Origin of the sequence: Streptomyces sp. NPDC057543, assembly GCF_042801895.1 — a bacterium.
Taxonomy (GTDB): domain Bacteria; phylum Actinomycetota; class Actinomycetes; order Streptomycetales; family Streptomycetaceae; genus Streptomyces.
The window spans coordinates 1-11,263 of the sequence record NZ_JBHVFF010000282.1 but is presented as its reverse complement, the minus strand read 5'-3'; the positions used below and the strand labels follow the sequence as shown (position 1 = coordinate 11,263).

The 11,263-nt window shown below is 68.4% G+C and carries 13 protein-coding genes; 8 read left to right on the top strand and 5 right to left on the bottom strand.

Features of this window, described 5'->3' with window-relative positions; all coding sequences use genetic code 11:
• Positions 1 to 78: 78 nt before the first annotated feature.
• Positions 79 to 819 (bottom strand): transglycosylase SLT domain-containing protein, encoded by a 741-nt coding sequence (locus ACFU8Q_RS33355; RefSeq protein WP_384461399.1) that lies wholly within the window; start codon positions 817 to 819, stop codon positions 79 to 81.
• Positions 820 to 1,389: 570 nt separating this feature from the next.
• On the opposite strand from ACFU8Q_RS33355, the gene ACFU8Q_RS33350 reads away from it, so the two are divergent.
• The 3 genes from ACFU8Q_RS33350 to ACFU8Q_RS33340 all read left to right on the top strand — a co-directional run bounded on the left by ACFU8Q_RS33350 (position 1,390) and on the right by ACFU8Q_RS33340 (position 3,566).
• The gene (locus ACFU8Q_RS33350) at positions 1,390 to 2,535 is read left to right on the top strand and encodes a GAF domain-containing sensor histidine kinase (protein ID WP_384461396.1); all 1,146 of its coding nucleotides are present in this window, start codon (positions 1,390 to 1,392) and stop codon (positions 2,533 to 2,535) included.
• The gene (locus ACFU8Q_RS33345; protein ID WP_384461393.1) at positions 2,528 to 3,172 is read left to right on the top strand and encodes a response regulator; all 645 of its coding nucleotides are present in this window, start codon (positions 2,528 to 2,530) and stop codon (positions 3,170 to 3,172) included. Before ACFU8Q_RS33350 ends, ACFU8Q_RS33345 begins: the two co-directional genes overlap by 8 nt.
• A 145-nt stretch (positions 3,173 to 3,317) precedes the next feature.
• Complete coding sequence (locus tag ACFU8Q_RS33340) at positions 3,318 to 3,566, top strand: chaplin family protein (protein WP_383762478.1); 249 nt, start codon at positions 3,318 to 3,320, stop codon at positions 3,564 to 3,566.
• A 159-nt stretch (positions 3,567 to 3,725) separates the two neighbouring features.
• On the opposite strand, the gene ACFU8Q_RS33335 is transcribed toward ACFU8Q_RS33340, so the two are convergent.
• Positions 3,726 to 4,505, bottom strand: coding sequence for a hypothetical protein (locus ACFU8Q_RS33335; RefSeq protein ID WP_384461390.1), 780 nt, complete (start codon positions 4,503 to 4,505; stop codon positions 3,726 to 3,728).
• 143 nt (positions 4,506 to 4,648) lie between these two features.
• Between ACFU8Q_RS33335 and ACFU8Q_RS33330 the strand changes: the two genes are divergently transcribed.
• The 4 genes from ACFU8Q_RS33330 to ACFU8Q_RS33315 all read left to right on the top strand — a co-directional run bounded on the left by ACFU8Q_RS33330 (position 4,649) and on the right by ACFU8Q_RS33315 (position 7,941).
• A complete protein-coding gene (locus ACFU8Q_RS33330) occupies positions 4,649 to 5,446 on the top strand; it encodes an ABC transporter ATP-binding protein (RefSeq protein ID WP_384461387.1) in 798 nt (265 codons plus the stop codon).
• 154 nt (positions 5,447 to 5,600) lie between these two features.
• Entirely contained in the window at positions 5,601 to 6,029 is a 429-nt protein-coding gene (locus ACFU8Q_RS33325; RefSeq protein WP_384461384.1) for an NfeD family protein, read from the top strand.
• 152 nt (positions 6,030 to 6,181) lie between these two features.
• The gene (locus ACFU8Q_RS33320) at positions 6,182 to 7,111 is read left to right on the top strand and encodes an SPFH domain-containing protein (RefSeq protein ID WP_351206516.1); all 930 of its coding nucleotides are present in this window, start codon (positions 6,182 to 6,184) and stop codon (positions 7,109 to 7,111) included.
• Between the two features lie 62 nt (positions 7,112 to 7,173).
• On the top strand, positions 7,174 to 7,941 hold the full coding sequence (locus ACFU8Q_RS33315; RefSeq protein WP_384461380.1) for a sulfite exporter TauE/SafE family protein: 768 nt from the start codon (positions 7,174 to 7,176) through the stop codon (positions 7,939 to 7,941).
• Between the two features lie 80 nt (positions 7,942 to 8,021).
• Here the strand turns inward: ACFU8Q_RS33315 and ACFU8Q_RS33310 are convergent, their stop codons facing one another.
• From ACFU8Q_RS33310 to ACFU8Q_RS33300, 3 genes are all read right to left on the bottom strand, one after another.
• Entirely contained in the window at positions 8,022 to 8,528 is a 507-nt protein-coding gene (locus ACFU8Q_RS33310; protein WP_093895792.1) for an HNH endonuclease, read from the bottom strand.
• 320 nt (positions 8,529 to 8,848) lie between these two features.
• The gene (locus ACFU8Q_RS33305; protein ID WP_384461377.1) at positions 8,849 to 9,379 is read right to left on the bottom strand and encodes a YbhB/YbcL family Raf kinase inhibitor-like protein; all 531 of its coding nucleotides are present in this window, start codon (positions 9,377 to 9,379) and stop codon (positions 8,849 to 8,851) included.
• A 53-nt stretch (positions 9,380 to 9,432) separates the two neighbouring features.
• Positions 9,433 to 10,215 carry a sporulation protein gene (locus tag ACFU8Q_RS33300; protein ID WP_384461374.1) on the bottom strand — a complete coding sequence of 261 codons (783 nt, stop codon included), beginning with the start codon at positions 10,213 to 10,215 and terminating at the stop codon, positions 9,433 to 9,435.
• Between the two features lie 73 nt (positions 10,216 to 10,288).
• Here ACFU8Q_RS33300 and ACFU8Q_RS33295 point away from each other — a divergent pair, with 73 nt between their 5' ends.
• Positions 10,289 to 10,930 carry a DNA-3-methyladenine glycosylase gene (locus ACFU8Q_RS33295; protein WP_384461371.1) on the top strand — a complete coding sequence of 214 codons (642 nt, stop codon included), beginning with the start codon at positions 10,289 to 10,291 and terminating at the stop codon, positions 10,928 to 10,930.
• The last annotated feature ends 333 nt before the right edge of the window (positions 10,931 to 11,263 follow it).

Genomic DNA, 11,263 nt, shown 5'->3' with positions numbered 1-11,263 from the left:
GCGGCACCCCGTGCGGGTGCCGCCCTTCGGCGTATGCGTACACGGATCATCAGGTCGTCCGAGGACGTCCGGATTCGATCAGTACGCGCTGTTGACGTTGTCGATCGAGCCGTACCGGTCGGCGGCGTAGTTGGCCGAGGCGGTGATGTTGGCGACCGGGTCGTACTGGCTGAAGGCCGTGCCGGGAACGTGGTACGCGTCGAACGTCGGCTTGATGATCTGCAGCAGGCCGATGGACGGAACGCCGTTGCGCGCGTTGATGTCCCAGCCGTTGATCGCGTTCGGGTTACCGCTGGACTCCCGCATGATGTTGCGGTGCAGACCGTCGTACGAGCCGGGGATGCCGCGCGACTTCATGATGTCCAGGGCCTCCCTGATCCAGCCGTCCAGGTTGTTGGCGTAGACCGGGGTACGGACTTCGGAACGGCTGGCAGCCTGCGTGCCGGTGCGCTTCTCGGCGGCAGCCTCGGCCTTCGCAGCGGCGGCGGCCTTCACCTTCTCGGCGGCCTTCGCCTTCGCCTCGACCGCGGCGGCCTTCTTGGCCCGCGCGAGGTCGGAGGCCTTCACCAGCTTCTCGGCGGTCGTGTGCTGCCCGATGAGGCTGGCCTGCAGTGCCTTGGCGGCCGGGGTACCAGCGACCGAAGTGAGAACCACGGGGGCGGCGGACTCGGGAGTCCGGGCCTGAGGCTTGCCTTCGGCATTGGCGGGGACGAGCGAGAACGAGAGCGAGGCGACGGCGACGGCGGAGATACCCGCGACGGAGAGCTTCTGGGTCTTGTTCAGGCGACGGCGACGGCCGGGGATGCTGGACTCGGACATGCAGACGTACCTCTTCGAATCGCGGGAGTCCTCACGGAGGACGAAGACGGGAGGCGATGTGGTCGCATCTCCGTCGGGGACGAGAGCAATTCTTAGCGTCAGCAAAATGGCGTGGCAAAGGTGTGACGTACGATCCCGGGTAGTGGATCACGACTCCGCTCGAACCCAGGGGTTCGCGCTCATGCTCACTGATGTGGCACTTATGTATCCACTAGCAGGCTTCGTAAGTGACGTGGGTCCTATGCCCGGCCTCACACCGGCCGCGCAGCAAACTCACCGACGGTTGCTCAAGCAATTCGGAGTGTGAGGATCCGGCCCCCGGAGGGCAGCTGGACGCCCTCCCCCTGGCCCGACAGGCCAGGCCCTGCCCCGGACCGGACCCCTCTGTGCCTGGTACGGGACCCCCGTACCGGACCGCTCTATGCCCGGTACGGGACCTCTGTACAGGACCGGACCCGCTGTACCCGAGCCCGCCGTATCCGACCCCGGCCGGACCTAGTCCCCGCGCCCTAATCAGTGGCCGTCCACAGGCCGATACGGCGCCCGTACCCCCGCCGGTACGGTGAGGCCATGAGTCATCGCCCACCGTCGGGCCTCGCAGCGGTGAGTGCCGCGCTGCTCGCCATGAGCCGGCATCTCGAAGTGCGCGACGTCCTGAAGACGATCGTCGCCTCGGCCCGCGAACTGCTGGACGCCGAGTACGCCGCCCTGGGCGTGCCCGACGATCACGGCGGCTTCGCCCAGTTCGTCGTCGACGGCGTCCGCGACGAGCAGTGGAAGGCCATCGGCCCCCTGCCCCGGCAGCACGGCATCCTCGCGTCGATGCTCCACGAGGCGAAGCCGGAGCGCCTGGCCGACGTCCGCAAGGACCCCCGCTTCGAAGGCTGGCCCGCCGCCCACCCCGACATGTCCGATTTCCTCGGCCTGCCCATCCGGGACGGCGACGAGATCATCGGCGCACTCTTCCTCGCCAACAAGCGCTGCCCCAAACCCGAGGGCAGCTGCGGTTTCACCGCCGAGGACGAGGAGTTGCTGTCGATCCTCGCCCAGCATGCGGCGATCGCCCTCACCAACGCCCGGCTGTACGAACGCAGCCGGGAGCTCACCATCGCCGAGGAGCGTTCCCGGCTCGCCCATGAGCTGCACGACGCGGTCAGCCAGAAGCTGTTCTCGTTGCGGCTGACGGCCCAGGCCGCCACCGCTCTGATCGACCGCGACCCGGCCCGCGCGAAGGGCGAGCTCCACCAGGTAGCCGCGCTCGCCGCGGAAGCCGTGGAGGAGCTGCGCGCCGCCGTCATCGAACTGCGCCCGGCCGCGCTCGACGAGGACGGCCTCATCGCCACCCTCCGCAACCAGATCCAGGTCCTGGACCGTGCGCACTCGGCCCGGGTCACCTTCGAGAGCCTGGGCGTACGGGCCCTGCCGGCCGCTCAGGAAGAGGCGCTGCTCCGCGTCTCCCAGGAGGCCCTGCACAACGCGCTGCGCCACTCGGGCGCCGAGCACGTCGGCGTCACACTGGCCCGGCACGGCGGCGGCACACTGCTGAGGATCACCGACGACGGCAGCGGTTTCGAACCCGCGGCGACCCGACAGGCCGGCCGCCACCTGGGTCTGGTGTCGATGCGGGACCGCGCGAGCGGGGTCGGCGGAAGGCTCACCGTTGAATCGGCGCCCGGCAAGGGCACCACGATCGAGATGGAGGTCCCCGGTGGCTGACAAGATCATCAGGGTGCTGCTGGTCGACGACCACCAGGTGGTCCGCCGCGGTCTGCGTACGTTCCTGGAGGTGCAGGACGACATAGAAGTGGTCGGTGAGGCGTCCGACGGCGCGGAAGGGGTGGCCAGGACCGAGGAGCTCCGTCCCGACGTCGTCCTGATGGACATCAAGATGCCGGGCACGGACGGGATCGAGGCCCTGCGCAAGCTCCGCGGGCTGGAGAACCCGGCCAAGGTCCTCATCGTCACCAGCTTCACCGAGCAGCGCACCGTGGTCCCCGCGCTGCGGGCCGGAGCTTCCGGGTACGTATACAAGGACGTCGACCCGGACGCCCTGGCCGGCGCCATCCGCTCGGTGCACGCGGGCCACGTCCTGCTCCAGCCGGAGGTCGCGGGAGCCCTGCTCGCCCAGGACGACGCGGGCAGCGGTACGGGCCGGGGGAGCACCCTCACCGAACGGGAGCGGGAAGTGCTGGGCCTCATCGCCGACGGCCGCTCCAACCGCGAGATCGCGCGCGCCCTGGTCCTCTCCGAGAAGACCGTCAAGACGCACGTCTCGAACATTCTGATGAAGCTGGATCTCTCGGACCGGACCCAGGCGGCCCTCTGGGCCGTCCGGCACGGGGCGGCGGGCTGACCGGCACCGAAGCGGACCGTGCCACTCCGGACTGAGATTCATACTGTCGGGTGGATGTCACCTGGACGGCGCAACCTGTTCGACTCCGAGGCGTTCTCCAGGGTGCTGCGGCGGCTGGCCGCAGCCACGCTAGGAGGATCCTGAAGTGAAGAACCTGAAGAAGGCCGCCGCCGTCACCGTGATCGCCGGTGGAATCATCGCCGCCGGTGCCGGCGCGGCCTCCGCCACCGGCCACGGCGCGGGCGCCCACGGTGCCGCTACCCACTCCCCGGGCGTGGTCAGCGGCAACGTCGTCCAGGTCCCGGTGCACGTCCCGGTGAACGTGGTCGGCAACACCGTCAACGTGATCGGCCTGCTCAACCCGGCCTTCGGTAACGTCGGCCTGAACGGCTGACCGACCACGGCCCTGTGTCGCCGACCGGGCGCATCGAGCCCGGCCGGCGACCCCTGCACCCACGCTGACCCCGGCACTCTTGAGGCCGTCCGGCGATTGAGGACAAAAACGGAACCCCGGGACGCCCGGGCACGACCGCCCCCGCCGGCCGCCCAGGGCCTACCGCTCCCGCTCCTCCACATACGCGTTGTACGCGGCAACCTGCGCCCGCCGAGCCACCCGCTCCACCGGCCTCAGCGCCTCCCCCCGAGCCGCGATCTCCGACGCGCTCACCGCCCCGCCGTGCCCGTTCTCGTACGCCACCGAGATCAGCAGCCCGACCCGCTGCGCCAGCTCCAGCACCCGCACCGCCCGCGGCGGATACCCCGGAGCCAGCACCTCGCGCCCCCGCTCCGTCCGCGCCCGGTACGCATCCACCGCCGCCTCCGCCACCGGCCCGGAACCCGCCACATCCAACCGTGACAGCACCGCCGTCGCATCCCGCAACGCCTCGGCGAGCTCCCGCTCCGCCTCACCCAGCGACGGCACATCGGCCGGCGGCGCCTCCCGCACAGGCAGACAGTGCCACACCACCTCGACGTGCAGATCCCCCTCCGGCCCCACCTCATGGACCTCGGGAACCAGCCCGTACGGCGCACCGAACGCGACCACCGCCTCCTCGGCCTCCAACGCCCGCGCATTGAAGTCCGGCGGACCGCTCAGACCCAGCGGATGCCCGGGGGCCGGCAGCGCGACCCGGAAGCCGGTCACCCCCAGTGCCCGCAACCGCCCGAGCGCCAGCGTGAGCCCGACCGGCCCCGTCTCGCCCGGCAGTCCCTCCACGCGGTGCACCGCGTCTTCCCCGACAATGGCGAGCGCCGCGTCGTCCGGCGACACAAGCCCCGCCAGAAGCGCGTTTCCCCAAGCGGCCAGCAGTCCTGAGCGTGGTTCCGAAAGCATGGCAACAGCCTAGGGAACGGAGCAGGGGCCTGTCCGCACGCGGGCCCAGCGCCTGACGCACTCTTGCGGTGGCGTAGATTTCCCTGGGAGCTGTGCCCACAGGCACGCGACGATCTCGACACTGCATGGGGAGACAACGCGCCATGAGCGATGTACTGGAGCTGGTGGACGTATCCGTGGTCCGCGACGGACGCGCTCTGGTGGACGACGTCTCCTGGCAGGTCAAGGAGGGGGAGCGCTGGGTCATCCTCGGCCCGAACGGCGCCGGCAAGACCACCCTCCTCAACATCGCGTCCAGCTACCTCTTCCCGAGCACCGGCACCGCCAAGATCCTCGGCGAGCAACTCGGAGGCGTCGGCACCGATGTCTTCGATCTCCGCCCCCGCATCGGCATCGCGGGCGTCGCCATGGCCGAGAAGCTGCCCAGGCGCCAGACCGTTCTGCAGACGGTGCTCACCGCTGCCTACGGCATGACCGCCACCTGGCACGAGAACTACGAGGCCGTCGACGAGGAGCGCGCCCGCGCCTTCCTCGACCGCCTCGGTATGACCGAGTTCCTCGACCGCAAATTCGGCACCCTGTCCGAGGGCGAGCGCAAGCGCACCCTCATCGCCCGCGCCATGATGACCGACCCCGAGCTGCTGCTCCTCGACGAGCCCGCCGCCGGACTCGACCTCGGGGGCCGCGAGGACCTGGTCCGCCGCCTCGGCCGACTGGCCCGCGATCCGTACGCCCCCTCCATGATCATGGTCACCCACCACGTCGAGGAGATCGCCCCCGGCTTCACCCACGTCCTGATGATCCGCCAGGGCAAGGTGCTCGCCGCGGGCCCCATGGAGACCGAGCTCAGCTCCCGCAACCTCTCCCTCTGCTTCGGCCTGCCGCTGATCGTCGAGCACACCGGCGACCGCTACACGGCCCACGGACTCCCGCTCTCCTGAACCGGAACCGGTCCGACGAACGGAACGGGTCCGGCAGAACGGATCCTCTCCGACCGGAACCCCTCGGACCGGAACCCCTCCGGCTGGAATCTGCCCGGCACGACGTCCGCTTGCGCCCTGTCCGCGGGGGCACCCGCCGTCCTACCATGACCACGTGGACATCGACGCGTGGGTGTGGTGGCTGATCGGCGCGGTGGGACTGGGCATCCCGCTCGTCCTGACAGCGATGCCAGAGTTCGGCATGTTCGCCGTCGGAGCGGTTACCGCGGCGGCCGTTGCGGCACTCGGTGGTGGCATCGTGGCCCAAGTACTCGTATTCGTCGTGGTCTCCGTGGCGCTCATCGCCGTGGTCCGGCCGATCGCCGCCAGACACCGTGCCGACCGGCCCCAACTGGCCACCGGCATCGATGCACTGAAAGGCCGTCAGGCAGTCGTCCTGGAACGGGTCGACGGCAGTGGCGGCCGGATCAAGCTGGCCGGAGAGATCTGGTCCGCCCGCGCACTCGACGGGGACCAGAGCTTCGATCCGGGCCAACAGGTCGATGTCGTCGAGATCGACGGTGCCACAGCAGTCGTCATGTGACCGAACCACCCACACGACAGAGCACGTTCTGTCAGACTCGATGTCGATGATCATGAGATCGAGACCGTCCAGGCACAGACGTACGGCCCCTCACACGATCTCGACCTCGATCATCGCGATCCGTCGGCAACCGAAGGGCAACGAGGAACACGATGCAACCGATCATCATCGTCCTGATCATTCTGGTGGTGCTCGTCTTCATCGCCCTGATCAAGACGATCCAGGTCATTCCGCAGGCCAGCGCCGCCATCGTGGAGCGCTTCGGCCGCTACACCCGCACACTCAACGCAGGCCTGAACATCGTCGTTCCATTCATCGACACGATCAGGAACCGCATCGACCTCCGTGAACAGGTCGTGCCCTTCCCGCCCCAGCCGGTGATCACCCAGGACAACCTGGTCGTCAACATCGACACGGTCATCTATTACCAGGTGACCGACGCGAGGGCCGCGACCTACGAGGTCGCCAGCTACATCCAGGCGATCGAGCAGCTCACCGTCACCACCCTCCGCAACATCATCGGTGGCATGGACCTGGAGCGCACCCTGACCTCCCGCGAGGAGATCAACGCCGCCCTCCGCGGAGTCCTCGACGAGGCGACCGGCAAGTGGGGCATCCGCGTCAACCGCGTCGAGCTCAAGGCGATCGAACCGCCCACCTCCATCCAGGACTCGATGGAGAAGCAGATGCGTGCCGACCGCGACAAGCGCGCCGCGATCCTCCAGGCCGAAGGAACCCGGCAGTCGGCGATCCTCACCGCGGAGGGCGAGAAGCAGTCCGCGATCCTGCGCGCGGAAGGTGAGGCCAAGGCCTCGGCCCTGCGCGCCGAGGGCGAGGCCCAGGCCATCCGTACGGTCTTCGAGTCCATCCACGCCGGCGACCCGGACCAGAAGCTCCTCTCGTACCAGTACCTCCAGATGCTCCCGAAGATCGCTGAGGGCGACGCCAACAAGCTCTGGATCGTGCCCAGCGAGATCGGCGACGCACTCAAGGGCCTCAGCGGAGCCTTCGGCAACCTCGGCAACGGCGTCCCCGGATTCGACACCGGCAAGGAACGCCGGGAGCAGCCCCCGGTCGACTGACGCGTACACGCCCTCGTGCATGATCAGTGCACCAACCACCGATCATGTACGGGGGATTCGCCATGACCACCTGGGAGATGCTTGCCGTCTTCACCGCCGGCATAAGCGCCGGCACGATCAACACGATCGTCGGATCGGGAACGCTGATCACCTTCCCGGTGCTGCTCGCCACTGGCCTCCCCCCGGTCACCGCCACCGTCTCCAACGGCCTCGGTCTGATCCCCGGCTCCGTCAGCGGCGCCATCGGCTACCGCGCCGAACTGGCGGGGCAGGGCCGCCGCGTCCTCAAGTTCGCCGTCGGCGCCCTGATCGGCGGCCTCACCGGCGCCGCCCTTCTGCTGACCCTGCCCTCCACGGCCTTCGAGACGATCGTCCCGATCCTGGTGGCCCTGGCCCTCGTCCTGGTCATCCTGCAACCCCGCATCAGCAAAGCGGTACAGCGCCGACGCGAGCAAGACGCCACCCCCGCACGCCCCGACGGCGGCCCGCTCCTCTTCGTCGGACTGATGCTCGCCAGCGTCTACGGCGGCTACTTCACCGCCGCCCAAGGGATCATCTACCTCTCCCTCATGGGCATGCTGCTCGACGACACGATGCAGCGACTCAACGCCGTCAAGAACGTCCTGGCCGCCATCGTCAACAGCGTCGCCGCGATCTTCTTCCTCTTCGCCGCGGACTTCGACTGGACGGCCGTCGTACTCATCGCGGTCGGCTCGGCAATCGGCGGCCAGATCGGAGCCAAGGTCGGCCGCCGCCTCAGCCCCACCGTCCTGCGCGTCCTCATCGTCGCCGTCGGCACGGTCGCCATCGTCCAGCTGCTGCTCCGCTGACACACGGAAGCCCGCCCCCACAGGAGACGGGCTTCCGGTACGACAACATGCGTACGCCGATCACGCACACACCACGCCGACTACGCCGCGGTGCGGTCCAGCCACTCCGGCAGCGCCGACCGCTCACCGGCCCCCAGCGCCAGCAGCATCGCCTCCGCCGGAGACGGCACGAACGGCTGCCGCAGCAACGGCATCCCCGCCTGCTCCGGCGTCCGGGCCGCCTTGCGGTGATTGTCCTCCGCACAGGACGCCACCGTGTTGAGCCAGGTGTCCTGCCCGCCTTGGGCACGCGGCACCACATGGTCGACGGTGCTCGCCCGCCGCCCGCAGTACGCGCACCGGTGCTGGTCCCGTATCAGCACGCCCCTTCTGGACCACGGGGCCTGTCTTCGGAACGGCACCCGTACGTACCGGCAGAGCCTGATCACCCGGGGCACCGGAATGTCGACGGCGGCGCCACGCATACGGAGATCGGGGTGTGACTGCTCGACTACGGCCTTGTCCTGCAGAATCAGCACCACCGCACGGTTCAGTGTCACCGTCGACAGCGGCTCGAAGCTCGCATTCAGTACCAGCGTGTCCCGCATCTCGCCCACCTCCCGTGTGCCACCCGCTCCCTGGCAGGCCCGGATCAACTCTGGCTGGGCAGGCCGTGATGGACAACGCAATAAAAAATGCCCTGTCCCGGTCTCTCCAAGACCAGGACAGGGCAAACAGCAAGCGAACTCTCGGCTCACCGGTTGCTGAGGGCTGTCCCGTCATCCCTGGCGGGCGCGCGACGACAGCTACGGCACCTCGCCGCGTTGTCGGAACGCCCGAATACAGCCAGTATGCGAGCGCCCCTCCGCCTTGCGATGCACCGCATCTGACGCCGCGCGCTGATCCACCAGGGATTACGGGACAGCCCTTAGGCAGGACCCGTGTACTCGCCGATCAGCTGAGCACGGCCCAGCGTGTGGAACCGAAGGTTGAATCCGACGACCGCGGGCGACGCATCGCTGTCGACCCCCAGCTTCTCGGTGTCCACCGCGTACACGGTGAAGACGTAGCGGTGCTTCTCCCCGGCGGGCGGAGCGGCACCGCCGAATTCCTTCGACCCGTAGTCGTTACGGACCTGTACGGCGCCCGCGGGCAGCCCCTCGAACTTCCCACTGCCCGCACCGGCCGGCAGCTCCGTGACCGACGCCGGGATGTCGAAGACCACCCAGTGCCAGAATCCGCTGCCCGTCGGAGCATCGGGATCGAAACACGTCACGGCGAAACTCTTGGCGCGGTCCGGGAACCCCTCCCACCGCAGCTGCGGCGACGTGTTCCCGGCCGCGAACACCTGGGTGTCCGCCAGCACGGCCCCGGGGGCGAGATCCTCGCTCACCACCGTGAACGACGGCACCTCGGGGTGGAAGTCGTGCGGCAGCGGCGCCCTCTTCTGCTCGGTCACGTCAGCACCTCTCCTGATCGCTCTCCTGCTGTCAGCAGGTCTTCCGCCCGACCCTAGAGCCAGTTGCGCCGACCGCCGACCTGGGCGAGCCACTGGTTGAGGTACGCCGCCCAGTCGGTCCCGTGGAAGTCGTTCAGCCCGACTTTGAACGCGCGGTACGAGTCGCTGCCCTCGCTGAAGAGCCCCGGCTTCTTGTCCATCTCCAGGACGACGTCCATCTCGCGGTCGTCCGCGACGAACGTCAGCTCCACCTGGTTCAGCCCGCGGTACTGCTGCGGCGGGAAGAACTCGATCTCCTGGTAGAACGGCAGCCGCTGGCGCGTCCCGCGAATGTGGCCGCGCTCCATGTCCGCACTGCGGAAGCCGAAACCGAGCTGCCCGAAAGCGTCGAGGATGGCCTGCTGGGCCGGCAGCGGGTGCACGTTGATCGGGTCCAGGTCGCCCGAGTCCAGCGCACGCGCGATCTCCAGTTCCGTGGTCACACCGATGTTCATGCCGTGCAGATGCTGACCGGCGAACATCGTGATCGGCGTCTCCCAAGGAATTTCGAGCCCGAAGGGTACGACGTGCACGGCACCGGCCCGCGCCTCGAACGCGCCACCGAGCCGAAGCTTGGTGAACTCGATGTCCTGCTTGGTCTCCGTGTCCTGGCCCTCGACCTCGACCCGGGCCTGCAGACCGACGGAGAGCCCCTCGATCTGCTGATCCACGGATCCACCCTGGATCCGCACCTCGCCCTGGACGACCCCACCCGGCACGACATTGAGTTCGGTCAGCTCGGTCTCCACCGAAGCACCACCGGCACCCATGCTCGCGAGCAGCCGCTTGAAGCCCATGTTTACTCCTCCTTGGTCCTGACCCCTAGATACGCGCCACGGCCGTAGACGGTTCCCGGTACCCTCGAAGGCCATGATCGAGGGCCCGGACCGTACTCCACTGACACGCGACTTCTTCGACCGCCCCGTACTGGAGGTGGCACCCGACCTCCTGGGCCGGACCCTGGTACGCACCACTCCCGATGGCCCCATCGAACTCCGCCTCACCGAGGTGGAGGCCTACGCCGGCGAGATCGACCCCGGATCGCACGCGTTCAGAGGCCGCACCCGACGCAACAGCGTCATGTACGGACCACCCGGCCACGCGTACGTCTACTTCACCTACGGCATGTGGCACTGCCTCAACCTGGTGTGCGGCCCGGAGGGCAAGGCAAGCGGTGTTCTGCTCCGCGCCGGCGACATCCGGGTCGGCGCAGACCTCGCTCGCAAACGTCGAATCTCGGCCCGCAACGACAAGGAACTGGCCAAAGGCCCGGCGCGATTGGCCACCGCCCTCGACATCGACCGCGCACTCAACGGCACCGACACCATTGCCCACCCCGGCGCCCCGCTGGTCGTACTGCACGGCACTCCACCACCCCGCGACCAGGTACGCAGCGGCCCGCGCACCGGGGTGGGCGGCGACGGATCCGTACATCCCTGGCGCTTCTGGATCGACGGAGACCCCACAGTGAGCCCCTACAAGGCCCATGCGCCCCGCCGCCGCGCAACTTGACTCCCCCTCGGGGGCCGCCTAAGGTAGCTCGAGCCGCTTGAAACGGGTACTGCTGTCGGTACGGTCCATCGGACCGCCCCGAGCATCCGGAAGCGACCAACCACTACTTACGAATCACCCTGGCGGGTGAGAATTCGGCATGCCGCAATTCGACCCCATCGACTCGATTATGAGCCGCCAGAAGAATCGGTTAACGTAGTGGACATGCCGAAAGGCAGGGCCATTCCAAAGGCCGCCAGAATTCAAATTCGAACCGGAAACGGAACGAAAAAGAGTCTGGTAAGGTTGGAACCGCCGGAAAGGGAAACGCGAAAGCGAAGAACTGGAAAGCAG